The 24287-nt window shown below is 61.2% G+C and carries 21 protein-coding genes and 1 pseudogene; 7 read left to right on the top strand and 15 right to left on the bottom strand.

The window, feature by feature from the left end; translation table 11 throughout:
- Positions 1–78 precede the first annotated feature (78 nt).
- Positions 79–300 (bottom strand): hypothetical protein, encoded by a 222-nt coding sequence (locus tag PZ897_RS06480; protein ID WP_275750955.1) that lies wholly within the window; start codon positions 298–300, stop codon positions 79–81.
- 184 nt (positions 301–484) lie between these two features.
- Here PZ897_RS06480 and PZ897_RS06475 point away from each other — a divergent pair, with 184 nt between their 5' ends.
- Positions 485–2092, top strand: a complete 1608-nt coding sequence (locus PZ897_RS06475; RefSeq protein WP_275750953.1) for a hypothetical protein — start codon at positions 485–487, stop codon at positions 2090–2092.
- A 123-nt stretch (positions 2093–2215) separates the two neighbouring features.
- Entirely contained in the window at positions 2216–2824 is a 609-nt protein-coding gene (locus PZ897_RS06470; protein WP_275750951.1) for a DUF938 domain-containing protein, read from the top strand.
- Positions 2825–2895: 71 nt separating this feature from the next.
- Here the strand turns inward: PZ897_RS06470 and PZ897_RS06465 are convergent, their stop codons facing one another.
- From PZ897_RS06465 to PZ897_RS06455, 3 genes are all read right to left on the bottom strand, one after another.
- Complete coding sequence (locus tag PZ897_RS06465) at positions 2896–3621, bottom strand: DUF1194 domain-containing protein (RefSeq protein ID WP_275750949.1); 726 nt, start codon at positions 3619–3621, stop codon at positions 2896–2898.
- Positions 3622–3921: 300 nt separating this feature from the next.
- Entirely contained in the window at positions 3922–4542 is a 621-nt protein-coding gene (locus tag PZ897_RS06460) for a DUF6656 family protein (protein ID WP_275750948.1), read from the bottom strand.
- Positions 4543–4681: 139 nt separating this feature from the next.
- Positions 4682–6490, bottom strand: a complete 1809-nt coding sequence (locus PZ897_RS06455) for an SLC13 family permease (RefSeq protein WP_275750946.1) — start codon at positions 6488–6490, stop codon at positions 4682–4684.
- A 263-nt stretch (positions 6491–6753) separates the two neighbouring features.
- Here PZ897_RS06455 and PZ897_RS06450 point away from each other — a divergent pair, with 263 nt between their 5' ends.
- Positions 6754–7806 (top strand): GGDEF domain-containing protein, encoded by a 1053-nt coding sequence (locus PZ897_RS06450; RefSeq protein ID WP_275750944.1) that lies wholly within the window; start codon positions 6754–6756, stop codon positions 7804–7806.
- 20 nt (positions 7807–7826) lie between these two features.
- Here PZ897_RS06450 and PZ897_RS06445 read toward each other — a convergent pair whose 3' ends face one another.
- Positions 7827–8762, bottom strand: coding sequence for an ornithine cyclodeaminase (locus PZ897_RS06445; protein WP_275750942.1), 936 nt, complete (start codon positions 8760–8762; stop codon positions 7827–7829).
- A 283-nt stretch (positions 8763–9045) separates the two neighbouring features.
- Complete coding sequence (gene phaP, locus PZ897_RS06440; protein WP_275750941.1) at positions 9046–9480, bottom strand: TIGR01841 family phasin; 435 nt, start codon at positions 9478–9480, stop codon at positions 9046–9048.
- Positions 9481–9794: 314 nt separating this feature from the next.
- Here phaP and PZ897_RS06435 point away from each other — a divergent pair, with 314 nt between their 5' ends.
- Positions 9795–10313, top strand: coding sequence for a phasin family protein (locus tag PZ897_RS06435; protein WP_275750939.1), 519 nt, complete (start codon positions 9795–9797; stop codon positions 10311–10313).
- A 150-nt stretch (positions 10314–10463) separates the two neighbouring features.
- On the opposite strand, the gene PZ897_RS06430 is transcribed toward PZ897_RS06435, so the two are convergent.
- The 5 genes and pseudogenes from PZ897_RS06430 to PZ897_RS06410 all read right to left on the bottom strand — a co-directional run bounded on the left by PZ897_RS06430 (position 10464) and on the right by PZ897_RS06410 (position 17853).
- On the bottom strand, positions 10464–11075 hold the full coding sequence (locus PZ897_RS06430) for a GNAT family N-acetyltransferase (RefSeq protein ID WP_275750938.1): 612 nt from the start codon (positions 11073–11075) through the stop codon (positions 10464–10466).
- A gap of 288 nt (positions 11076–11363) precedes the next feature.
- A complete protein-coding gene (locus PZ897_RS06425) occupies positions 11364–12443 on the bottom strand; it encodes an alpha/beta fold hydrolase (RefSeq protein WP_275750936.1) in 1080 nt (359 codons plus the stop codon).
- Between the two features lie 311 nt (positions 12444–12754).
- Entirely contained in the window at positions 12755–16255 is a 3501-nt protein-coding gene (locus PZ897_RS06420; protein WP_275750934.1) for a sarcosine oxidase subunit alpha family protein, read from the bottom strand.
- Positions 16256–16341: 86 nt separating this feature from the next.
- A pseudogene (locus PZ897_RS06415) lies at positions 16342–16593 on the bottom strand (sarcosine oxidase subunit delta); the annotation flags it as partial.
- A gap of 9 nt (positions 16594–16602) precedes the next feature.
- Complete coding sequence (locus PZ897_RS06410; protein WP_275750932.1) at positions 16603–17853, bottom strand: sarcosine oxidase subunit beta family protein; 1251 nt, start codon at positions 17851–17853, stop codon at positions 16603–16605.
- 278 nt (positions 17854–18131) lie between these two features.
- On the opposite strand from PZ897_RS06410, the gene dcm reads away from it, so the two are divergent.
- Genes dcm through PZ897_RS06395 form a run of 3 tightly spaced genes read left to right on the top strand, consistent with a single transcriptional unit; the run spans position 18132 to position 21194 of the window.
- Positions 18132–19388 carry a DNA (cytosine-5-)-methyltransferase gene (dcm, locus tag PZ897_RS06405; protein WP_275750930.1) on the top strand — a complete coding sequence of 419 codons (1257 nt, stop codon included), beginning with the start codon at positions 18132–18134 and terminating at the stop codon, positions 19386–19388.
- Complete coding sequence (locus PZ897_RS06400) at positions 19357–19836, top strand: very short patch repair endonuclease (RefSeq protein ID WP_343217445.1); 480 nt, start codon at positions 19357–19359, stop codon at positions 19834–19836. The genes dcm and PZ897_RS06400 overlap by 32 nt, the downstream gene beginning before the upstream one ends.
- Complete coding sequence (locus PZ897_RS06395; protein ID WP_275750926.1) at positions 19833–21194, top strand: type II restriction endonuclease; 1362 nt, start codon at positions 19833–19835, stop codon at positions 21192–21194. The genes PZ897_RS06400 and PZ897_RS06395 overlap by 4 nt, the downstream gene beginning before the upstream one ends.
- A gap of 159 nt (positions 21195–21353) precedes the next feature.
- Here PZ897_RS06395 and PZ897_RS06390 read toward each other — a convergent pair whose 3' ends face one another.
- From PZ897_RS06390 to PZ897_RS06375, 4 genes are all read right to left on the bottom strand, one after another.
- Positions 21354–21779, bottom strand: a complete 426-nt coding sequence (locus tag PZ897_RS06390; protein WP_275750924.1) for an OsmC family protein — start codon at positions 21777–21779, stop codon at positions 21354–21356.
- A gap of 221 nt (positions 21780–22000) precedes the next feature.
- Complete coding sequence (locus PZ897_RS06385) at positions 22001–22189, bottom strand: hypothetical protein (protein ID WP_275750922.1); 189 nt, start codon at positions 22187–22189, stop codon at positions 22001–22003.
- Between the two features lie 235 nt (positions 22190–22424).
- On the bottom strand, positions 22425–23636 hold the full coding sequence (locus tag PZ897_RS06380) for an acyl-CoA dehydrogenase (protein WP_275750921.1): 1212 nt from the start codon (positions 23634–23636) through the stop codon (positions 22425–22427).
- Positions 23637–23786: 150 nt separating this feature from the next.
- Complete coding sequence (locus PZ897_RS06375) at positions 23787–24260, bottom strand: hypothetical protein (RefSeq protein WP_275750919.1); 474 nt, start codon at positions 24258–24260, stop codon at positions 23787–23789.
- Between the last annotated feature and the right edge of the window lie 27 nt (positions 24261–24287).

The following is a 24287-nucleotide window of genomic DNA, read 5'->3' as shown; positions in this document are numbered from 1 at the left end:
GACCTTCGATGGCTGCGGGGGCGTGTGTTTGCAACTCATGCAATTGACCGGCACGCGCGTGGGGTGCCCGCGCAGCGTTCACCATCCGTAATCGGGCAGGCGTGGCTGCTTGATGAGGCACGGCAAACCCATATCGCGGCGTGCATCATCACTGAGTTGGTCCATACGCCTGGCCTGGCACCAGCGGGCCTCCCACGCGATCAACAAGTTAAGCAGGCGGACGGGCAGTGAAGTGATGGTGCGCAGCGGTAAAGCGACAGGGCTGGTGCTGAAGGTGCTGGTGGTGCTGACAAAGGCCATGGATCTTCTCCTGCGGTTGCAATCAAGCGGGTTGATGGCCCACATTGCATCCCCCATGCAAAATCCTCGCAAGCTTCGCCGCAAAAGCGCCTGCGTCATCGCAAAAACATCGTAAAAATGTTACTCTGACATCGCAAAAACCGCGGTTGCGCGTCGAATTCCTCATCCGTTTACTGGAGTATCTGTGCTGACATTGCATTTCAAAGGACCATTTCGTCTCGACGGTCCGGGTGCGCCGAAAACCTTGTCGCGGCGCGGTCAGGCGATGCTGGCCTTCCTCGTGCGGCAACCTGGCTTTCGGGCCGAGCGCAGCCGGCTGGCCGATCTGTTATGGTCGGACCGGTCACTCGAACAAGCACGGGCGTCGCTGCGCCAGGAATTGTCGGTGATGCGCCGCGATCTGCCGGGCGGGGCGCTGTTGGCCGACCGGCAATATGTCTGGCTCCAAGCCGGGGAGTTTGCCTCCGATCTCGAGGGTAACGGGGTTTTTCTCGATGGCTTCGACCTCGCCTCGGAAGGTTTTGAAGACTGGTTGCGGACGATGCGTGCCGGGGCTGATACCAGCCCCGAACTCGGCGCGCCGCCACCGCACTTCAAGCGCAATCGGCCCCGGCTGGCCGTTCTCGCCTTTGACGAACTTGGCGCCACTGACGCCGATATGTTTGCCGATGGAGTGGTCTCCGAAATTACCGGCGCTCTGTCGCGGGTGCATGATTTTCATGTGATTGCCCGCCAGTCGGCCTTTGCCTTGCGCGATCAGCCACTTGATATTCAAACCATCGCCGAACGGCTGGGCGCCGACTACCTGGTCGAAGGAACCGTGCGCCGCTCCGGCGATCGGATCCGCATTTCTGTGGAACTGGTCTCGGCCAGTGACGGACGCACGCTCTGGGCCGAGCGCTTCGACGATCGGATCGATGACCTGTTTGAGCTTCAGGACCGGATCGCAGCCCAAGTCGCAGGTCAGATCGCGCCCAATCTCCGCGCCGCCGAGATCGCCCGCGCCAGTCTGCGGCCAACCGCGGACCGCACCGCCTATGAGCTGGTGCTGACTGCCCTGCCGCATTTCTGGGCGCACCGCCGGGAAGACAACCTCAAGGCCATTGCCCTTCTCGCCAAAGCCCTTGACCATGCGCCCGACCATGTACCGGCACTCGCCTACAAGGCGTGGTGCCACGCCCACCAGTGCAGTTACTTGTGGGGCAAGGATGCGGTGACCGATCGCAGGACAGCACTCGATCTGGTGGCTCTCGCGGCCCCGCTGGCGGGCGACGACCCCGCATCGCTCGTCGCTTTGTCGGCGGCCAGCGCGCTGGCTGGTGATGATTTCATCCAGGCAGACCAGTTTGCCGACAGGGCGCTGCGGCTCGATCCCAACAATGCCTGGGGCTGGCTGCGCAAGGGCTGGAACGCCAATTACCAGGGCTTGCCGCACGAGGCTCTGGTCTATTTCGACCGCGCGGAAGCCCTTAGCCCGCTCGACCCCTTCCATTTCAATGTGCTGTTTGGACGAGCGGCGACGTTCCGGAGTCTCAAGCGCTATGACGAGGCCGTCGAGCTGATCCAGCAGGGAATGCGCGCCGGGCCCGGTGTGGTCTGGGCCTACCGTATGCTGTTCAGTGCCCTGTGGATGGCGGGGCGCAAGCAGGAGGCGCTGGAGGCGGGGCGCAAATGGCGCGAAAGCAATCCCGACCTGACGCCGGAACTGATGCAGGCACTGCTGCCCAAGTGGATACATGAAACCGAACTCGTGGAGCTCATGATGACGATGTTCGAGATGCCCGACCCCTGACGAGACCAGTGAGTGGGCCTGCCGTGGCGGATGCAAAAACTTGTCGCACGGTGTAAATCCGTGCTTCGTGACCACATCGCATCGACAGGCATCCGATATCCGCACTGTCCTTAAGGATCAACAATGTCAGCTCAGGACCAAAGACTTTCCAGCCCTGCGGCGCTGCGCAACCGCGGCCCGATAGCGGATTTGCTGCGCGATGTCCTGCCGCAAAGCGGAACCGTGCTGGAGATTGCCAGCGGCTCCGGCGAGCACGTCATTCATTTCGCCGGCCTGTTCCCGAACCTGGTCTGGCAACCCTCCGATCCCTCGCCGGAAGCCCGCGTCTCGATTGAGCAATGGGCGAAGACCGAAGCCAGGCCCAATGTGCTGCCGCCGCTCGAGATTGATGCCGCGAACCGGGCCTGGCCGGTTGAGCGCGCCGACGCGATGATTGCCATCAACATGGTCCACATCAGCCCCTGGTCTGCGACCCAAGGCCTGATCGAGGGCGCAGGCCGATTGCTGCCCGGTGGCGGCGTGCTCGTCCTGTATGGCCCCTACCGGCGGCAGGGCCAGCCGCTGGTCCCAAGCAATGTCGAGTTTGATGCCAGTCTGCGCGCCCGCAACCCCGCCTGGGGCATCCGCCTGCTCGACGATGTGGAAAGCCTTGCCGCGCAATCTGGGCTGGTCCTGTCCTCCGTCACCGAAATGCCCGCCAACAATCTTGGCGTGGTTTTCCTGCGGCGGTGAAACGCCGAAGCCGCCAGGACCAAAACCGGTTGACCGCACGCCGCGCCCAGCCGGGTGCGGACCGGGCCAGGCTACGGCAGCCTTGCCAGTTCGAGAATGAATTTCTTGCGGATCATCTCGCCGAACGAGGCATAGCCCTTGGCAACATGGACGAACGAACCGGGTCCGCCCACGACGTTGGTCCGGAAGTAGTCCACGAGGCCACCGATAGGCCGGGTGTGCGTGCCGTCGGGAAACGGCGCACGCGAGTCCTCGATCGCCAGCGCGTTGATCACGACCCCCTGGCTGAGAGCCAGATCCCGCACCTCGGCAATGTGTCTGCCGACATTGTTGGTGCCGTCCGACGAGATGTCGATGACCATCCGCCGCGCCGTTGCCGGGGCGGTCCGGAACCGGCGCAGGCAGAACTGCACCACTTCGCTGATCGAGGTGTTTCTGACACTGCGGCCGATCCACGGCGGCGAGGGCGAGTTTCTGATCCTGGCGGCAACATCGCGCGCCGATGACACTCCGTCCACGACCTGCCAGTCCATCCCGGTAAATTGCTGGTCCTGGTCGGCCCACTCGATATAGAGCACGGCAATCTTGCCATGTGGTCCGGCCATAACAAGACTGACCACTTCCGGAGCCTCCAGGGCGGAAGCGTGGCCCCGCTTTTGCAGATCATATTCGCTCGGCGTGACGCTTTCAGACACATCAGCGGCGAGACACAGCAGGATATCCACCGTCTCGCCATGGCCGGCGGTGGCCGTCTGCAACAGCAGACCGAGTCCGCCAATAACGCCGAAGTGCCACACGGATCTCTCCTGTTTGGCAGGCTTGTCAAGCGCAGCAGTGTGCCACAAATTCACAATCTGTAAATCATCCTGCTCGCCCCCGCCCCCGTCCCGCCCCCGTCCCGCTCTGGTCCGCGTGTTGCAAACGGGGAGCGCCCGGCCCGGCCACGGGGGGTGCAGAGATAACGGGATGGATCCTCGGGTCGGGGCCCGAGGATGACGAAACGAGAGATCGGCACGTAGAAGACAGCTCTGCCAAACAACCGCCAGCGACCGGCTGTTTTCTGGATCAAATCGACCTTAACCTCAGACCAGAGCCCCCTACCCGATCGCTTCAACAATCTTGCGCAGTTCGGCGGTTTTTGCGCCCAGCATCAGCACGTTCTTCAGCGCCGTCTTCGGGTCGGCGGTGCGAAACAGAAGGCCGTTGTCGCGGAAGTCGCGGTTGATCACCTGCTGCCGGGTGCCGCCAATGTCCTGGTTCTTCATCGCCACGGCAAAATACATCCGCGCGTAGCCGGGATGGATGTGATGAAAGAACTGGCCTTCAGCGGCGGCGTCGGTGGTGATGTCGGCGGAAAAATTGGCGATGTAGAATTTCCAGCCGATGTCCTTGTGCTCGGCAAAATCGGTGCTCGACGCCGTCACATGGACATAGCCAAGGTGCGGCGCCTGGGCCAGCGTCTTGTGAAAGATCAGCCTGGGAAAGCGGATGTCGCTGTGGAACCGGTTCAGCCGCTGATGGGTTTTGGCGCCGGCGTTTTCAAGCCGCAGGCCGGTGCGCTTCGCCACCTCCTCATGGCTGAGGAAGCGCCGTTCGTCTCGGCCCCCTTCCTCGGCACGGGCAATCCGCCCGGTTCTGAGGAAATTGGTGTGCACCGCCCTGGCAGGCGCATGGTCCTGCGCCGTTGCCTTGGCCGCGTAGTATTTGAACATCGACATGTCGACAACGAACTCTGGTTGTGCGTCGCCAGACTATGGCCCCGAATGGTTAATCAAATACCCCCGGCCGCCCGAACCCCGGCTCGGTGCGGGCCCGCGGCTGCCTCATGCCTGCTGCCGTTGCCGTCCGCCGCGCCGATCACAGGTCCGTCAATGCCCAGATCGCCAGGCAGCTGGCAATGCCGACGACCAGGTTCATCACCAGCCCGACTTTGAGGAAATCGACAAAGCGGTAATTGCCGGCGGCATAGACCAGGGTGTTGGTCTGGTAGCCGATCGGGGTGGCAAAGCTTGCCGACGCGCCGAGCATGATGGCGTAGATCAGCGGCTTCGGGTCGATGCCGAGCGAGGCCGCCAGACCGATCGCCATCGGCGTCAGGATCACGGCCACCGCATTGTTGGAGATCAGCTCGGTCAGCACCGAGGTCAGCGCATAGATGGCAAACAGCACCACCAGCGGCGACACGGTCTTGAGAAACGGCGTTACCGCATCGACCAGGCTCTGCACCACGCCGGTGTTGTCGAGCCCGCGGCCGATGGCGAGCATGGCGAAGATCAGGACCAGGATCGAACCGTCGATGGATTTCCACGCATCTTCCGCCTCGACACAGCGGCTGAGCAGGATCATGCCGACGCCCAGCAGCGACAGGGTGACGATCGGCGCCACGTTAAGGATCGACAGCCCGATCACCGCCACCATGGTCAGGATCGCCAGCCCGGCCCGGTGCCGCTTGTAGGGCCTGAGTTTGGGCTCGGAGGCTGCGACAAAGCTTTCCGATTGCAGGATCCCGGCCAGATCTGCGGGGCTGCCTTCCAGCAGGATGCGGTCGCCGGGCCTGAGCCGCACCTCCGCCAGTTCGGGACCGGGATTGTGCTTGCGCCGCGAAATGCCCAGCACCCGCACCCCGGCCTTGAACCAGCCCAGATCGCTGAGCCTGCGGCCGCTCGAGCCCGCGTCGCCGGCATAAACCGCCTCGATCTTTTCGGTCTTTGACTGATCCGCTGCCGCCAGCAGGGTCTTGAAGTAGCCGAGCTTGTAGTTGGGGTGATCGCGCAGCGTCAGAAGCTCGGACTGGTTGGCCTGAAAGATCACCAGATCATTGGTGTGAAGCTCCAGACCGGACTCGGGCTTGAGCCGCTCGCTGCCGCGCAGGATCCCCAGCACACGGGTCTTTGCCAGCGCGCTGAAATCCGACAACGGCCTGCCGGTGGAACTGCCCTCGCCCGCATCAGCATGAGGGGCGATGATCTGCACCTCCGACATGAACTCCGTGGCACTGTCATCGATCGCCTCGCCCGGCACGATGTGCGAGGGCAACAGCCGCGGCCCCAGCACGAGCAAGGTGAGCCCGCCCACCACCAGCGCCACCAGGCCGAAGGGCAGGATTTCGAGCATCCGCATCGGCTCAAGCCCCTCGCGCTGCGCCACGCCATCGATCAGCAGGTTGGTCGAGGTGCCGATCAGCGTCAGCGTGCCGCCCAGAATCGCCATGTAGGACAGCGGGATCAGTACCTTGCTCGAGGCGATGTTGAGCGCGGCGGCCATTTTCGAGATGATCGGGATCAGCACGATGACCAGCGGGGTGTTGTTCATCAAGCCGGACGCCAGCGCCGCCCCCAGCAGCAGCAGAATGAGCGCAACCGGTCCGCGCCGTTGTGACAATCGCACAAAATAGGACGAGGCCGCATCGAGCACGCCGGTGCTGACCAGTGCGGACGACAGGATGAACATCGCCGCAATGGTGATCGGCGCCGGGTTGGAAAACACCGCCAGCACTTCCTCGGTCGAGACATAGCCGAGCAGCAGGAACGCCGCCGCCCCGGCAGTGGCGACCGCCGCAGGCGGCAATTTCTCGAACAGGAACCCCAAAAACACCAGGCCGAGGATCAGGGCCGAAAGACCCGAAGCCGTGTCTCTCATGAACTCAGCGTAAAAATTCTCAATCATCAAATCGCCCCGGGCCGTGTGTGCAAGCTGGCTCAGAAACGTTTGGGCCGCCCGGGAGTTGCATCAGGCCAGGATTTATTCGGCGTGTCGGCAGCGCGTCCTGCAGCGCGGACGCGCGCGCGATTGCCCAGCCCATTCGGGCATGCCGGGCCCATCGCCGCTTGAGGGTTTGGACCCAATGCAGCAACAATTAGAGAAATCTAAATATTTATTTGGTTAAAAGTGGATGGACATCCTTAACACTGTTTTAGGTAACTGGTTTCGTGGTCCACACGCACAATCCCGAAGGCATCGATCCCGCCACAACGGTGACAATGATCATGCGAGAGCAGGGAATTTCCTCGCTGCCACGCAACTACGAGCTCGTCTACCAGTTCCTCAACACCTCGAACGCGGCACTGATCCGGGATTATTCCGCGCTGGGCCGGCGTCCGACCCAGTCGCAGCTCGATGATGTTGGCAAGAAGTTCCTGCCGCATCATCATGGCGCGCGCACTGTCGAACGGGCCCGCGACCGGGTTTCGGATGAAATCAGGGGCATGATCCATCTGTTCAAGCAGGATCAATCCATGCTTGAGCGCTATTCGACCCTGCTCGGGGAGACCTCGTCGCAGATGTCCGGCGCACGCACGCCCGGTCCCGATGCCCTCAACGGCCTTGCCCGGACCCTGTCATCGGCAACCGGCGAGACCCAGACAAAAAGTCAGGCCTTCGTCGATCAGATGAACGCGCACGCCCGCGAGATGGCGGCGCTCAGGGCCGAGCTGGAAGAGTACAAGCGTCTGGCCTCCACCGATCCGGTCACCCGGCTGTCCAACCGCCGCGCCTTTGACCAGCGGCTGGCGGCAATTTACGCCGATGAGACCAGCCCCGGCCACCATGCGCTGCTGGTCACCGATATCGACCATTTCAAGAGCTTCAACGACACCTATGGCCATCAGGTTGGCGACCGCGTGTTGAGTGTGGCGGCCGCGATGATGCAAAACGTCCTTGGCGCAGACGTCTTCCTTGCCCGAACCGGCGGCGAAGAGTTTGCCATCATTCTCGACCGCACCAATCTGCAAGCCGCCGCGGACATCGCCGAGCGTATCCGCCTGGCCATTCAATCGACCCCGTTGAAGAACCAGCACGACGGTGTCGATTGCGGCGGCATCACCATGAGCTTCGGGCTGTGCATGGCAATCGACACTTCCAGCGCCGAGGAGCTGTACAAGAAAGCCGACATGGCGCTTTACGAAGCAAAGAAATCCGGTCGCAACCAGCTCAAGATCTACACCCCGACCATGAAGAGGGTGCGGGCCTTCTTCAAACGCTGATAACCGGCTCAACCGCGCCCTCAGCGCCCCTCAAGCACCAGATAGACCGCATGCGCCATCATCACATCGAGATGGGCGCCGCCGCCATTCTTGAACACGGTGATCTCGTCGGCCGACCGGCGCCCGGCCTTGGCCTGCACCAGATCATGCAGATCGCCCTGAATGTCGTCTGTGCTGATCAGCCCCGACGCCAGCGGGATCATCACCTCGCCGATATGCCCCACGGTGGTGGCGTGGCTGTCGACAAACAGCCGGCCCCGTGTCAGCACCGCATCATCGGCCTCGCGCATCGACGGCGTGTAGGCGCCGACAAGATCGACATGGGTTCCCGCTTTCAGCGCATCGCCGCGGATCAGCGGTTCGGTCGACATGGTGGCCGAAGAGATCAGGTCGGCGCGCGACACCGCGTCATCAAGGTCGGCAACCGCTTCGGCTGCAATTCCGTCGTCGGCGAGGGACTGCACCAGCGCCTCGGCGCGGCCCTGATTGCGGTTCCAGACCATCACATGCTCAAGCGACGGCCGCACCGAGCGGTGCGCGTCGATCAGCGGCCGCGCCATCGAACCTGCGCCCACCATCAGCATGGTCTCCACATCAAGCCGCGACAGGCAGGACGAGCCAAGGGCCGAATCGCCCGCCGTCTTCCAGGCGGTCAGATCAACGCCTTCGAGCACGGCGACCACGTGGCCGCCGGCCTCGTCAAACAGCAGCACCTGACCCTGCACGGATGGCTGTGGCGGTGTTGCCGACGGATTGTCGGGGTAGATCGTCACCGCCTTGACGCCCGAGGCAAGGCCGGGAATCCAGGCGGTGCGCACCAGCATCTTGCGGCCGCCGTTTTCAATCAGCGAATCCCGCAAGTCCGCCGGCGGCTTCATGTGCCCGGCCCGCAGCGCCTCCACCGCAAACGGCCAGGAACAGACCGAACCAATATCGTCTCCGGTAACAATGCGCATGATCAGTCCCTTGTATGAAGAAGTGCAAAACACCTGCTTGTTCTAAAGCGATTTGCCGGTGCAATGAAACAGCAATCATCAAAATTCCTGTTTGAAATCAGGCCTTGCCTGACGGGAAGCGAGTGGATCGGGGGGCAAGATCAACCGCAAGCCTGCAAATCGCAAATCGCCGGCGGCACGCGCCGCCCGCCCAGGCACGGTCAGGCGTGATCCGCAAGCGCCGCCACTCCAACCATCCGGCGACAAGGTCAAAGGTCGGCGGCTTCGGGCTCCGCCTGGAATGCTATTTTCTGGTCTGGGTCATCACCTTGCGGGCTTCCTCAAGGGTTTCCTGCATGTTCTGCTGCAGCACATTGAAGGCCTCGGTCGAGGATTTCTGCGCCAGGTCGGCAATTTCGCTGGTGTTCTTGATCGCCATTTCAAACGAGCGTTTGGCGAATTCGGCCTGGGCTGCCATCAGGCTCTGCGGGTCGCCACCGGCTTTGAGATTTTCCGCCATTGCCATGATTTCATCGAGCGCTTCCTGCACCATTTCACGCTGGCGCGTGGCGATGGTGGAAGCTCCGCTTCCGGCTGTCTTGGCTGCAGTATCCAGCGCTTCGAGGTTCTTCTTGTGCCGGGCCACCAGCGCCTCAAGATCCGGCGACGGCAGTTTCATGTCCTTGCCAAAATTCAGGAACATGGAAACCATATCTTCGGTGGTGTTTTTCCTGGTCATAAAAACTCTCCCGGTTACGGCGGCAGAAAATCCGCCAGCTGTCATGGCTGTCATTATACAGATGCAGTCCTGAGACCCCACACTCTAAATTTTTTCATCCCCCTCAGGCAGGCTTCGACGCTGTCGCGGTCGCCTCAAGCAAGGAACGCCAGAGACGCACGCCTGTTTGACTGAAAAAACCGCGGGCCGGCCTCTTGACGTTCATGCTGCATTGCAACATATATGGTGCATCGCACACATAACGTGGCGCGACTTCAAAGGCTCCGGGTCACACTGAACGGGGCATGACATTGCTCACAATGAGGATGACTGACATGACCAAGACCACCAAGACTTCCAGCGCCAAGACAACTGCAGCCAACCCGGACGCCGCCGCCACCGGTGACGCCAAAACCATCATCATGAACGCTGTCGAAAATCTCCACGACACCATCGCGGTTCCCGAAGCCGCCCGCGAATTTGTTGCCCAGCAGGCAGCCAAGGTGCAGGAGCACACGGAAGCAACCCGCGAAGGTGTTGCCGAGTTCAACGCGCAGGCCGAAAAGTCCGCCGTGTCGTTTATCGCCAGCTACACCGATTTCACCAAGACCCTGTTCGACATGACCGCAGCCAATGTTCGCGACAGCTTCGCCGCCATGGAAAAACTAGCCGCTGCCAAATCGCTGCCTGACGCCCTCAAGCTGCAGTCCGAATTTGTCCGCGACAATTCCAAAGCCAATTTCGAGCGCTTCATGCAGGTGTCACAAACCGCCGGGAATGCGATCACGCACTCCACCGCCACTGCCCGTGAGGCCGCCGCCAAGGCATGGTCAAACGCCAGCAAGGCTGCTTGAGCTACCCTCGACCGCTCTCTCACAAACAGGCCCGGGACGCGCAGATCGCGTCCCGGGCCTTGCAATTCCAAGGTCAGCTCGAAAACCAGATTGATCTTTTCTTTGAAGCGCTTGCTGGAACAACCGGACTCAAACTGCGAGACAGTTGAATCAGTTTCTCACCTCGGCATTGCCGGAACCGGGACGGCCTCGGCCACCGCCAGGCGGCGTGGGAAAACTGCGCTTCTCCGGCATTCGCGCCGCCAGAGACAGGCCATGGGCAACATCGATGCGCCCAATCGATTGGTCGCCGGCAAAACTCATCCGCGCCCCAAACCGCTGCGCCAGCGCCTTCATGGCGTGGTTCTGCGCGCCGGTTTCGACGAGGATGGTTGCCACATCATTTTCCGATGCGGCCCGCAACAGCGCCTTGATCAGGATCGTGCCCACGCCCTTGTGCCGCCAGTCCGACGCCACCGAAAACGCCGACTCGCCCTCTCCCGGCTCTATCTGTCCGCCGGTATGCAATTCGGCGACCCCGACCAGATGATCATCGTCAAAGGCGCCAACGACAATCGCCTCGTTGAGTGATCGGGCGATATATCTGTCGAGCCATTCGTCCGAGACCCGCCCGTTGAAACGGTCGCGAAAATCTTCAAAATGCAGATCGTGGATATGCTCGCGGAACGCATTCGCGTCGACCGGGCCCAGATATCTCAGCTTGACATCACCGCCCGTGGCCAACTGCGGTTGGCGCGGCTTGAACAGAAACTTCAGACGCATTGTCGATCTCCAGAGTCCATTCCTCCCGAAATCTCCAAGCCTTGATCTAATGGTGCATTGCAACAATATCAAGGCACGACATTGTGACACCAGACAAAATTCACCTGCGGCGCCGACCTCCCCACCGGGTGGGAGCGCTCAACATTCGGAAAAGCGGCACAGCGGAGAGCCGTTGCTGTGCGACGCAGCCGACCGAATACGCAAAGGCGCTGTAGATGTTCGACTTCATGCATCGACAGCATCGTTCAAATCACCCCATTTGAACGCGGCCTGCATCAAACCAACTATCTAGTCCACGGGCGATATCCGCGCGCCAACCCACGGCAGAACAAGTGTCTCGAGGCGCTCGCCAACTTTCTGGCGGTGGTCTCCATCATAAACGTCAAGCAGGTGAGGGATGCGCTCGGAGCCGAGCTGTTGTGAAAGTTCTATCGTCCCCGGCGGGATATGCAGAAACTGATCGCCCAGACCGACGCCGAGACCAAGCCCGCGCAATCGGCGCAAGTTGTCACGGGCCCGGCGAAGCTGACGGATCGGCAGTGCGTCGAGATACCTGTCATAGGCCGCATCGTCGAGCAGCACCTCACCGCGCACGATATCGAACGGGAAATCAGCATACACCGGCGGCTCGCCAGCCTTGGTGCTGAAGGCCGACACGATGCCCAACGCTGCGATGGCAAAGAAATCCTTCCTGGCCAGCAGGTCTTCGATATCCTCCGGGGCTTCGACACGTGCAGCACGCTTCCACGCGTCGTTGCCGAAACCGAAATCGTCGGTCGCAGCCAGACAGCAGGGACTCATCGACCAGACGACGGAGAACACACCTGGTCGGTTGATCGCCAGGTGAAGGGCTCCGTATCCGCCCATTGAATGACCGACGACCGCACGGCCCGCTTCGCTGGCGATGGTGCGAAATTCCGCATCGACATGGCCGACGAGGTCGTCCGCGATATAGTCCGCCCATTTTCCGCTGATGGGCGAATTGCGATAATAGCCGCCGCCGTATTTGTTGCCAGCATTGGGCATGATGACCAGCATCTCCGGAATCGCCTTTTTTGCGATCAGGCGGTCGAGACGCGCAGGCACGTCTTCGATCGTGAGCCAGACGCCGTAGTCGTCGAAGATCCCGTGTAGCAGATAGGTTGCCGGATAGCGGCGATCGGCGTCGCTCTCGTAGCTCGGCGGCAGATAGACAGCCACTTCCTGGATCTCGGAGGTTCCGAGCAGATTCCCGGCCAGCGCCGGAGCCGGAACTTCGATTTCAACCACCCGACCGGCGGTGCCAGACGACGATTGGGCGACTGAAGCTTCCCGCATTCCAAGAATGAGTAGGCTCACCAGGAACAAGGCGCAAAGAAATCTTTGCATGACTAAGATCCCCTTTTCGCCTCATTTTACCGCAAATCCGACGAAATTCCAGGTTTCAGGCGCGTGACGACGTCGAGCTTCACGACAGCCGCGGCGTTTACATGCATCACCACCACACTGCGGTGTGCGAGGTTTTCAGGGCCGGCTCCCCGGCCAAGGCACAGCTTCGGGTCTGACGCTGAATCTGGCACAGCCGAGCTCGGAACCGCTGCGCGGGGTTTTCGGCATCAAGGTCGGCATTGGCGCAGCGCCTGCCATGAGGACCCGGAACAAGCAGGTCTCGCAAATTCTCCGCCCATTCAACCAGTCGGTCAGTGAGAAAGCGCAATCGCCCGCGTCAGGCTATGGGCCAGATCCTGCGCATAGGTCGCAAACGCCATGATCTCGAAGCTGTCGCCGCCGAGCCGGGTCAGTTGCACCGGCACATGACCAAACAGGGTTGGCGCGCTGGCTCCCGCCTTGAACACGGAAGCCCTTGTCTCGATTCCCGATTGGGTGGCGATGATGTCGGCCGCCGCAGGCCCCGAGAGCGAAAACCGCACCCGCGCATCCGACAGATCGCACAGGCTCAGACCGTCCGGAGCGCCCAGTCTTTCCGCCAGTGCGGCAAAACTCTCGCCCGCATCGCCCACCGCCAGCGCCTGCCCCGGCTGCAGCTTGCGCACCAGCCCGTCACCCGCCTTGGCCACCCGCCGCACTGCCGCCGCCTTGGCTAGAGGCCCGGAGACAAGACAGACCGGTGCGTCCGGCAACTGCGACAGCGTCACCTGGTCGGCGACGATGGTGCCTGCCGCGCCGAGCCAGTCCGGCGTCCCGGGCGCCTGTGCCACAACCGGTTCGACCGCCCGGCCGGACATCGCCGCTCCTTCCCCGGCGCCCTCAAGCGCCACCGGCGAGCCGACCGTCACTTCGGTTTCGATGCCGCGCAAACCGTCCCACACCATCAAGCTCTCGCCCTGCCGCTCGCGGCCGCGCTTCAGCATCGCCAGCGCAATGGTCGAGTTCAGATGCGGTGACCAGCAGGCCGAGGTCACGTGCCCCTGATCATTGGCCATGCTCGGATCAGTTCCCGGCATGAGCAGATGCGCGCCGGCCAGAATCCTGTGCGCCGGCTTGACCGGCCTGAGCCCCACCAGCTGCGCCCGGTCCTCGCACTGCAAGCCGGCGCGCGAAAGCATCACCCGGCCGATGAAATCATCCTTCGTGCTGCTGACCATCCTTGCCAGCCCGAGATCGCCTGGCGTGGTGCGTCCGTCGATCTCGGCATGGGTGATGAAGCCCTTCTCGATCCGCATCACATTCAGCGCTTCCAGCCCATAGGGCACGATGCCGAACGGCTCTCCAGCTTCCATGATCGCATCGGCAACCGCCGCGCCGTGCCGCGCCGGCACCGCCAGTTCGAATGCCAATTCGCCCGAAAACGAAATCCGGAACAGCCGCGCTGCCAGCCCCGAATGCAATGCGACCTCGCGCACGGCCAGAAACGGCACCGCGTCCGCGCTCAGATCCGCGTCGACGATCCGCGCCAGCACCTCGCGCGATTGCGGCCCGGCAATCGTGATCTGTGCCCATTGGTCGGTCACGGATACGAGCCGCACATCGAGCTCCGGCCACAGCGCCTGGGCGCAGAATTCCAGATGCGCCATCGCTTCAGCCGCCGCCGCCGTCGTCGTGGTGATCAGATAATGGCTGCCGGCCAGCCGGCTCACCGTGCCGTCATCCATCAGCAATCCGTCCTCGCGCAGCATCAAGCCATAGCGCGCCTTGCCGATTGCCAGGGTCGACATCTTGCCGGTGTAGATCAGATCAAGAAATTTTGCCGCGTCCCTGCCCGCCAGATCGATCTTGCCCAGCGTCGAGGCATCGGAAATGCCGACGCGCGCGCGCACCGCCAATGTCTCCCGGTCGCAGGCCTGTTTCCAGTCCGTCTCGCCCTCGCGCGGAAAATGCGACGCCCGCATCCAGGCCCCGGCCTCGATCAGCACCGCGCCGTGTTTTTCGGCCCAGCCATGCAGCGGCGAGCGCCGCACCGGGCGGTACTGCGCGCCGCGATGCGCACCCGCCAGCGCCCCGATGCTGACCGGCGTGTAGAACGGCCGGAATGTGGTGGTGCCGACCTGATCGGGCGTAAGCCCCCGGCTCTCGGCGAGAATGCCGATGGCGTTGACATTGGAGAGCTTGCCCTGGTCGGTGGCCATGCCGGTGGTGGTGTAACGTTTGGCCAGTTCGACATGGCCATAGCCCTCGCGCACCGCGAGCCCCAGATCCGACACGGTGACATCGTTCTGGAAATCGACAAAGGCCTTGCCTTTGGCTTCGGCCACATGCCACAGCGTCGCGAACCCGGTGGAGCCGCCACAGACTTCGCGTACCACCGGTATCTCGGCCTTGCGCGGCTTGAAGCCGAGATCGGACGCGGCCCGCGCGCCAGCTTCGGCACCACTCTTGAGACACCCGGCCAGATCGAGAACACCCGCCGCACTGCCCGCAGTGCTCAGACCGTCGCGCTCTTTTGGCGGCAGGAACATGCCGGTGCCCTCGTCCCACACCGGCTTGTCGCCGCGATGGCAGGCCAGCCCCACCACCGGGCTCCAGCCACCCGCCATCGCCAGCGCATCGATCTTGATCGTCTCGCGCTTGCCCGACGCAGGCTCGACAACATCCACGCCGGTGACGGCCTTGCCGCCCAGTGCATCGGCCACGACGTGGCCTTTCAGCAGCCGCGCCCCGTCCGACGCTGCAAGCTCCGGCGCAGGAATGGCGGCCCGCGTATCGAGCACCGTCACCTCAAGCCCCCGCTTGACGAGATCCCGCGCCGTCTCGTGCCCCGACGGCCCGGTGGCAAACACCGCCACATGATCGCCCGGACGGATGGCTTGCGCGTTCAGCAGCCCGCGCATCGTTGACGCCATCATCACGCCGGGGCGGTCATTGCCGCCAAACACCAGCGGCCGCTCCTCGGCGCCTGCCGCCAGCACGGCGCGTTTGGCGACGATCCGCCAGACCCGCTGCGCCGGACCGCTTTCCGCGCCATCGCGCCGCTCGACCGCACCAAAGACGCCGCTGTCATAGGCGCCGAACACGGTTGTGGTCGAAAGCAGCCGCACATTCGGGCTGGACGCCAGTTCGGCGATCAACGACGCCGCAAAGCCCGGCCCGTCGGCATCGCCGATCTCGACCCGATCCTTCAGCAACCGCCCGCCAAAACCTGCGTTCTCGTCGCACAGTACCACCCCGGCGCCCGCCCGCGCCGCCGCGAGCGCCGCCATCAACCCGGCGGGCCCGGATCCGATCACCAGCAGGTCGCAATGCGCCCAGCGCTTCTCGTAGGCTTGTGCGTCCGTTGCATGACTGGCCCGGCCCAGCCCCGCCGCCCGGCGGATCAGCGGTTCATAGAGTTTTTCCCACAAGCTCGCCGGCCACATGAAGGTCTTGTAGTAGAACCCGGCGCCGAGAAACGGCGACAGCATCTGGTTGACCGCGCCGACATCAAAGCCCAGCGACGGCCAGCGGTTCTGGCTTTCCGCCACCAGTCCCTCGCGCAATGCCACCATCGAGGCGCGCAGGTTCGGCTCCCGCGTGGCGCCATCGCCCAATGTGACCAGCGCATTGGGCTCCGACGCGCCGCCGCTCGTGAGCCCGCGCGGCCGGTGATATTTGAACGAGCGACCCATCAGGCTGATGCCGTTTGCCAAGAGCGCCGAGGCCAGCGTATCGCCGGCAAAGCCTTCAAGCCGCTTGCCATCAAAGGAAAAGCCGATCGGGCGCGACCGGTCGATCCGCCCGCCATTCTCAAACCGGGAGAAGCTCATATATTGCCCCTCCGCTTGGTGGCGTTCGCCACTCTGCCTTTCGTCCCGGCCCTGCTGGCGCTTGCAGCCCGCGCCCTTGTATAGTCCGCGGCGTCCGTCACCCCGTGCACATCATGGGTCAATGTATTGCGCTCCACCACCAGCCAGCGGCGGCAGCCGCCGACATGCTGCCAGTGCTCTTCCATCACGCCGCGCACATTGTCGCGGCTGTGCACATAGGCGTCCCAGGCGGCAAATTTCGCCTCCGGCGCCGGTCGCACCGGGCGCGCGTCGCCGCGAATGGAAAATTCCTCTTTCGGACGGATCCCGCAATGGGGACAGGTAATCAGACTGGCCATCTTGTCCGCCTAATGCAGGTTTGCCTGGGCACCATGCCCGGTTTCATCGATCTGGGTGCCGCGCGTGAACCGATCGAGCCGGAAGGCGCGTGCCAGCTCATGGGTCTCGCCGGTGGCCAGCAGGTGCGCAAAGCACCAGCCCGAGGCCGGCGTCGCCTTGAAGCCGCCATAGCACCAGCCGCAATTGAGATAGAGGCCGTCCACCGGCGTCTTGTCGATGATCGGCGAGCCATCCATCGACATGTCCATCACCCCGCCCCAGGCGCGCAGCACCTTGACGCGGGACACGGCCGGCACCATGGCGCAGGCCGCCTCCATCACGCTTTCGACTGTCGCCAGATTGCCGCGCTGGGCGTAGGAATTGTACATGTCCAGGCTGCCGCCAAACACCAGCCCGCCCTTGTCCGACTGCGACAGGTAAAACAGTGCCGCGCCAAAGGTCACCACCTGGTCGATGAACGGTTTCAGCCCTTCGGAGACAAACGCCTGCAGCACCTGGCTTTCCACCGGCAGCCGCATCCCGGCCATCTGAGCCACCCGGCCCGAGTTCCCCGCCGCCGCCAGCCCCAGCCTGTTGCAGCCGATGAAGCCACGCGAGGTCTCGACCCCGACCGCCCTGCCGCCCTCGCGGCGAATGCCGGTGACCTCGCAATTCTGAATCAGATCCACGCCGCGGCTGTCGGCGGACCGGGCATAGCCCCAGGCGACGCCGTCATGCCGCGCCGTGCCGCCGCGCCGCTGCAGCAGCCCGCCATGGATGGGAAACCGCGCATTGTCGTAATCCAGATAGGGCAGCATCTCGCGCACTTCCTCGCGCCCCAGAAGCTCCGCATCCTCGCCCGCCAGCCGCATGGCATTGCCCCGCCGCGCGTAGGCATCGCGCTGCCCGTCGGAATGATAGAGATTGATCACCCCCCGCTGCGACATCATCGCGTTGAAATTCAGCTCCTGCTCCAGCCCCTCCCACAATTTCAGCGACTGCGAATAGAACGGCTCGTTGCCCTCGAGCAGGTAATTGGCCCGCACAATGGTGGTGTTGCGCCCGACATTGCCGGAGCCGAGATAGCCCTTCTCCAGCACCGCCACATTGGTGATGCCGTGGTTTTTCGCCAGATAATGGGCGGTGGCCAGCCCATGCCCGCCGCCACCGACAATGATCACGTCATAATGGCTCTTCGGCTCCGGCTCCCGCCACGCGCGATCCCAGTTCCTGTTGCCCGACAGCGCCTGCCGGAAGATGGAGTATGCAGAATATTTCATGCCCTGTGCCCCGGCCCGGAATTCCTCCGCATAGGACGGCGGGAGGGGGTGCGGAGTCAATGGGGAGGGGTGGTGGAGGCGGGGAATGATTTGGGGAGTGGCAACACGAATACAACTCGGTAAAAAATGGCTCACCCCTCAACCAAGCCGCTATGACTGTCTCTCCGAAATCTTGTGGGCAACACACCTACTGCAGAACATATAGAGAACAAACTGGTTGTTAACTGTCTCTTTTGATGACAGGATGTCAAAATAATACACAGAGAGATCATGATTCGATGACGCAGCAGACCGAGAAAAGTGAATTCGCCAGACTTCGCGAACAGGCTGGACTAACTCTTGAGGAAGCCGCCCGGGTCATAAAGGTATCCCCCCGGTCCGCGTACCGTCACGAGAATGGTGAATGCTCACCGTCTCCGCTGGCGATCGCAATGCTGCAGTTGATGGCCCGGAACCATCGAAGGCCGGAGGCGCCTGCCCGTTTCCGGTTTATAGATCTTTTTGCCGGCATTGGAGGCCTGCGCATCGGATTCGAGAATATCGGCGGGAAGTGCGTTTTCACCAGCGAATGGGACAAATATGCATCCGAGACCTACCGGAAGAATTTCCAAGAGGATGAAGAGCATGTGTTTGCTGGTGATATCCGCGAATACACAAAAGACGAAGAATCACTTGCCAAAATTCCGGCCCATGACGTGCTGCTGGGAGGTTTTCCTTGCCAGCCGTTCTCTATAGCCGGCGTTTCCAAGAAAAATGCGCTAGGACGCCCGCATGGCTTCCTTGACGCGACGCAGGGTACATTGTTTTTCGATGTGGCGCAGATTATCAAGTACCATCAGCCGAAGGCCTTTCTGCTTGAGAACGTCAAAAACCTGCAACGGCATGACAAGGGGCGCACGTTTGCAACCATCATGAATGTGCTGGAAAACGAGCTTGGCTACAAGGTCGAAACTAGGGTTGTCAGCGCAAGACCCTGGGTGCCCCAAGGGCGAGATCGGGTATTTCTGGTTGGGTTCAGGGACAGAAGTGCTCAGTTTTCCTTTGATGACATGATTATTCCGAACGGACCTGAGCCCACACTGGGCAGTATCCTCCTGCCCCAGGTGGAGACGAAATACACGCTGACACCGAAACTCTGGGATTATCTGCAAGACTACAAGAAAAAGCACGAAGCCAAGGGGAACGGATTCGGCTTTGGGCTGTTTGGTCCAGGAGACGTCGCACGAACGCTTTCCGCACGTTACTACAAGGACGGCTCCGAGATCCTGATAGATCAAGGCAAGGGGAAACGGCCACGTCGTCTGACTCCAAAAGAATGCGCCCGTCTAATGGGATTTGAACGGGGCAACCGGACCTGGGAAATTCCCGTTTCGGATACTCAAGCCTACAAGCAATTTGGTAACGCGGTGGTTGTTCCTGTTGTCGAGGCGGTTGCTGAGGCGATGAGCCCGTGGTTGCCGCAGCCCCATCACGGCGAGATTATCCCTCTCTCTCAAGTTTCGAATGTTGAAAGCAAATCCGTCGCCAATGGTTGATATTGTGACTCGCGAGGTCCGAAGTCGGATGATGTCCGGCATCCGGGGTAAGAACACAAAGCCGGAGATGGTTGTTCGCAAGGCGCTGCATGCAGCCGGATTTCGGTATCGCTTGCATGACAAACGCTTGCCGGGAAATCCCGATTTGGTTTTCCCGAAGTACAGGGCAGTCGTGTTTGTGCATGGCTGTTTTTGGCATGGTCATGACTGCCACCTGTTCCGGCTCCCGTCCACCCGCTCGGATTTCTGGTGCAGAAAAATAGCTGGAAATGTCGAGCGTGATCGGAAGGCGGTACAGGCTCTAGAAAATACGGGGTGGCGGACAGGAATAATCTGGGAATGTGCCGTTAAAGGGCGGACTCGATTGCCGATCGATACAGTTCTCAAAAATGTAGAAAAATGGCTGAGCAGTGTCTCAAGTCGTCTGGAAGTAAGGGGGCTCGTATGACCATAAAACAGAGCTTATTTGCCGATCACTCCATCAACGGGATGGACTACCTCGTTGAACTGCTGCGCTCCAAAGACCGCGTACTTGTAAAAAAACTGTCCAACAATGACCGTGACTGGGCTCGCTTTGAAAACAAGCACCAAGCAGGGGTTTACATTCCAGTCGAGCAACGCGACGGAGGATTCTTTCCTGAACTGTCAAGAAAGGCGCGACCCGATCCGAAAGACGCGGACATATTCGAGGCTTACTTCCGTACAAGCTGGCCCCAAACCGGAGATATGGATAAACGAACTCGCCTTGTTCATTATACAAGCAAAGGAACCGAAACCCACATGACAGGGGTTCCAAAAGCCGCTTTCGCCACCCTCTTGCCAGCTTCCTATCTTGTTATCGGCAAATCAGTATCAGGAGAAGAACAAGTCTACAGCTGCTTGACTGTAGATTCAGCGTCAGAGGAAGCCGAGCTCCTCAGGGACACACTCGAGCTCCAACCGGATTTTCTGATCGGCGAGTTCAATCCCATCGAGAAGCAGGAGGAAGAAAAAGAAAAACTTTTTGATTTTGCTGAACAGGTTATCCTAGCTTGGCTGGCAGGCAACATCGAAACATTTGCTATTGCAAACGCTTTGATGCCAAACACCTCTACACTGGCTGCCCTTGCTCGGGCGGAGTATCTGAAAGGTTCCGGCCAAATCGATATTAATCCGTTCCGACTGGACAATCCGGGAGATGTTCTCCGGGAAATCAGTAGAAGTATCGAGTGGAATTTGTTCCGGGAGTTCCAGCGGAGGGAACGTACTGTATCGCTTGTGCGAATGATTATGGGGGACAGTCCGAAGCAAATCACAGCCAAAAGCGTAATCCGCGAGCTTGTAGAGCGTTTTCCGGAAATCGATGCGCTGATGCTGTCAGCTAGCCAACAGCGCAAATCGCGTGCCGGGTATTCTTATGAACACCACATTGAGGCTATGCTTACCGAAGGCGGCATTCCTTTTGAGAAACAAGTTGTGATTGAAGCTAAAAAACGGCCAGACTTCATCCTGCCTTCGCTTGCCTATCTCAAAAAACCGATCAATGCAGAAGCATCTGGTCTTATCCTTAGTGCAAAAACCACATTGCGGGAGCGATGGAAACAGGTAGAACGGGAACTGACCAGTGGCGCATTGTTTTTGACTACTGTTGACGAAAACATTGCTGGAAATTCTATCGAAGAAATGTCCAGCATGAATATCACTCTGGTGGTACCGGAAAAACTGAAACACGCCAAAGAAACAGAATATAAAAAGCATTCAAATGTTATGAGCTTTCGTCAATTCTGCGATGAAGTAATTTTCTCCAGTTTAATTCATTGGCCGTAGAAAAAATTGTTGGGAATTTGTTTCTGTATATCTTTCAAATTACCCCGCGCCCCGTGTCACCCCCGCCTTCCGCCAAAGCCACATCCTACTATACCACCACACCGTGCCCGACAGATGGACGGCACTTATCGCGCCGCCCATCTTCTGTTCTGAAGTGTCTCAGCCCTTGACGGTCAGCTCGACGGCGATTTCGGCGTTGAACAGATTGGACACCGGGCAGCCCTTCTCGGCAGCCTTCAGCGCGGTGTCGATGGCAGCGCGGTCGGCGCCCTTGGCCTCAAGCGTCAGGAAAATATCCGAGCGGGTGATGCGGAAGCCGGCATCGGTCTGCTCCAGCGTGACCTCGGCGCGCGCCGCAATCGAGTCGGGCACGATGCCGTTCTGGCCAAGCTCGTTGGAAAAGGCCATGGCGAAACAGCCGGCATGGGCCGCCCCGACCAGCTCTTCCGGGTTGGTGCCCTTGTCGTCGCCAAAGCGGGTGTTGAAGCCGAACGGCCGGTCCGACAGCGCGCCGCTTTCGGTCGAGATGGTGCCTTTGCCGGTCTTGAGATCGCCTGCCCAATGGGCTGAACCTGTGCGTTTCATGTCAATTTCCTTTCAGAAACAATGGTTGAAAGAAACCTGGCCGATCATTTGACCGCCTGGTGCTGCTAAATTCGCGCATGCTACCGCCGCCTGGCCACGGGGTCCATTCCCGGCGGTCCAAGCCAGGCGCCTGGCCCGGCTTGCTGCCTGCTCGGCGCGATGAGCCTGCTCATGTCCCCTGTCTTGAATGGTTTGGCATCGGATTGACCTCGACATGACAGTCAGGTCCCCGGCGCAGTTGCGCTGGCGTCCGCCCGGCCAATGACAGGACAATCCGGCGCGCCGCCGGCGGCGCCGCTCAACAGGATTTCTGGATTGGGATGGTTCAGCGATGTCAGCCGCGCCACCTTTACGCGGTTGGACCGCTTCAGCTCACCCATGGGACATGGGGAAAACAAGGCATCAGACATCACGAACTCCAGCTTGGGGACACGGAGTCAACGCCTCGGTGGCGGTTTGGTTCCCGCCTGAGATCCGTCATGCAAGCGGATGCGCAAGGCCCGCTGTTGCTCGCTCAGTCAAGGCCCGAGAAAACCAGATGTCCGGCGCCACCTGAAGGGACGCCGGACCGATTGCGATGACAGACTGGCCCCCGAAGAGCTGCCCGCGCGGGCGCGCTTCAGTCAGTCCGATGGCCGCTGCGGCTCAGAAAAACGCCTGAATGCCGGTCTGCGCACGGCCGAGGATCAGCGCATGCACATCATGCGTGCCCTCATAGGTGTTGACGGTTTCCAGATTCTGCGCGTGGCGCATGACGTGGTATTCGGCCTGGATGCCGTTGCCGCCATGCATGTCGCGCGACATCCGGGCGATATCGAGCGCCTTGCCGCAATTGTTGCGCTTGACGATCGAGATCATTTCCGGCGCGAAACGGCCATCGTCCATCAGCCGGCCGACCCGCAACGAGCCCTGCAGGCCGAGCGCGATTTCGGTCTGCATGTCGGCGAGCTTCTTCTGGAACAGCTGGGTGCCGGCCAGCGGCTTGTTAAACTGGTGCCGGTCGAGACCATATTGCCGTGCCCGGTGCCAGCAATCTTCGGCCGCCCCCATCACCCCCCAGGAGATGCCGTAGCGTGCCCGGTTGAGGCACCCGAACGGACCCTTCAGGCCGGAGACATTCGGCAGCAGCGCATCTTCGCCGACTTCGACATTTTCCATGACGATTTCGCCGGTGATCGAGGCGCGCAAGCTCAGCTTGCCGCCGATCTTCGGTGCCGACAGGCCCTTCAAGCCCTTGTCCAGCACAAATCCGCGGATCTGGTTGTCGTGGGCTTCCGACTTGGCCCAGACCACGAACACATCGGCGATCGGCGAGTTCGAGATCCACATTTTCGATCCGTTGAGCACGTAACCGCCGTCGGACTTTCTGGCCCGGGTCTTCATACCGCCTGGATCAGAGCCGGCATCCGGCTCGGTCAGGCCGAAGCAGCCGACCCATTCGCCACTGGCGAGCCTGGGCAGATACTTCTGCCGCTGCTCTTCGCTGCCGTATGCCTGGATCGGATACATCACCAGTGACGATTGCACGCTCATCATCGAGCGGTAGCCTGAATCAACCCGCTCGACTTCACGCGCCACCAGACCGTAGGAGACATAGCCGGCTTCAGCACCGCCATATTGTTCCGGCACGGTGACGCCGAGCAGACCGGCCGCGCCCATTTCCGAAAAAATCTCGCGGTCGGTGACTTCATTGAGATAGGCGTCCGTCACCCGCGGCGCGAGCTTGTCAGCAGCGAAGGCCGCTGCCGCATCCGCAATCATCCGCTCTTCCTCGGTCAACTGATCTGCGATCAGGAACGGATCATCCCATTGAAACGATGATTTTGCGGATTTCGAAACAGCGGGAGACACGGACATTGCAAAAACTCCTATTTGATCCAGAAAGGCAGCATTCCGCCCTGTTTGAAGGCAACGTTACAACCACTTGGCCTTCTTTAACACGGAATTTCCGAGATACTATAGGCTTAAAATGTTTTTCCGGAAACGCTGCCCCCACCCGTCAACGCGCTATCCGATGTGGGCCGGCTCGATCACTTCCCACGACAAGATCAATTCCCGCCCGGCATCGCCCAGCACCGGCACAGCCAGCCGGGCAAGCGAGATCTCGGACCCGCCATGCATCCAGGAGGTTGTCTCGTAATAATCCGGAACGCCGCTGGTCAGCGTCTGGTTCAGGGTCGCCACCACCCGCTTGACGCTCGGCGGTGGAACCGATTCCAAGAGTGGCCGATCCTTGACCGGCTGCTTGAACGGCCAGCGCCGGGTGCTGGCGACGTCGCGCCACATCAGGGTCTCGCCTGCCTCATCCAGGCCGATGCGCGCCAGCAGCGGGTAATCGGCACTCAGCCTGTGGAGATCGAAGACTGAGAAAACCGGCAAGCCGGCGCTTGCCTGCGCCAGCCAGAGGGCATAAAAATCACGTAAACGCGGATGCGCATCGGCGGGCATGAGAAAATCGAACGGCCGCACAGGTGAATTCATTGACAATAATCCAATATCTACGCTGGA

This window comes from Hoeflea sp. YIM 152468 (assembly GCF_029210485.1).
GTDB lineage: Bacteria > Pseudomonadota > Alphaproteobacteria > Rhizobiales > Rhizobiaceae > Hoeflea.
The sequence above is the reverse complement of the archived record's forward strand: the minus strand, read 5'-3'. Positions and strand labels throughout refer to the sequence as shown.

Coding starts and splice junctions, on each gene's coding strand:
- PZ897_RS06480 (WP_275750955.1), bottom strand. CDS start 300: ATGGCCTTTGTCAGCACCACCAGCACCTTCAGCACCAGCCCTGTCGCT.
- PZ897_RS06470 (WP_275750951.1), top strand. CDS start 2,216: ATGTCAGCTCAGGACCAAAGACTTTCCAGCCCTGCGGCGCTGCGCAAC.
- PZ897_RS06460 (WP_275750948.1), bottom strand. CDS start 4,542: ATGTCGATGTTCAAATACTACGCGGCCAAGGCAACGGCGCAGGACCAT.
- PZ897_RS06455 (WP_275750946.1), bottom strand. CDS start 6,490: ATGATTGAGAATTTTTACGCTGAGTTCATGAGAGACACGGCTTCGGGT.
- PZ897_RS06445 (WP_275750942.1), bottom strand. CDS start 8,762: ATGCGCATTGTTACCGGAGACGATATTGGTTCGGTCTGTTCCTGGCCG.
- phaP (WP_275750941.1), bottom strand. CDS start 9,480: ATGACCAGGAAAAACACCACCGAAGATATGGTTTCCATGTTCCTGAAT.
- PZ897_RS06435 (WP_275750939.1), top strand. CDS start 9,795: ATGACCAAGACCACCAAGACTTCCAGCGCCAAGACAACTGCAGCCAAC.
- PZ897_RS06430 (WP_275750938.1), bottom strand. CDS start 11,075: ATGCGTCTGAAGTTTCTGTTCAAGCCGCGCCAACCGCAGTTGGCCACG.
- PZ897_RS06425 (WP_275750936.1), bottom strand. CDS start 12,443: ATGCAAAGATTTCTTTGCGCCTTGTTCCTGGTGAGCCTACTCATTCTT.
- PZ897_RS06420 (WP_275750934.1), bottom strand. CDS start 16,255: ATGAGCTTCTCCCGGTTTGAGAATGGCGGGCGGATCGACCGGTCGCGC.
- PZ897_RS06410 (WP_275750932.1), bottom strand. CDS start 17,853: ATGAAATATTCTGCATACTCCATCTTCCGGCAGGCGCTGTCGGGCAAC.
- dcm (WP_275750930.1), top strand. CDS start 18,132: ATGACGCAGCAGACCGAGAAAAGTGAATTCGCCAGACTTCGCGAACAG.
- PZ897_RS06400 (WP_343217445.1), top strand. CDS start 19,357: ATGTTGAAAGCAAATCCGTCGCCAATGGTTGATATTGTGACTCGCGAG.
- PZ897_RS06395 (WP_275750926.1), top strand. CDS start 19,833: ATGACCATAAAACAGAGCTTATTTGCCGATCACTCCATCAACGGGATG.
- PZ897_RS06390 (WP_275750924.1), bottom strand. CDS start 21,779: ATGAAACGCACAGGTTCAGCCCATTGGGCAGGCGATCTCAAGACCGGC.
- PZ897_RS06385 (WP_275750922.1), bottom strand. CDS start 22,189: ATGTCTGATGCCTTGTTTTCCCCATGTCCCATGGGTGAGCTGAAGCGG.
- PZ897_RS06380 (WP_275750921.1), bottom strand. CDS start 23,636: ATGTCCGTGTCTCCCGCTGTTTCGAAATCCGCAAAATCATCGTTTCAA.
- PZ897_RS06375 (WP_275750919.1), bottom strand. CDS start 24,260: ATGAATTCACCTGTGCGGCCGTTCGATTTTCTCATGCCCGCCGATGCG.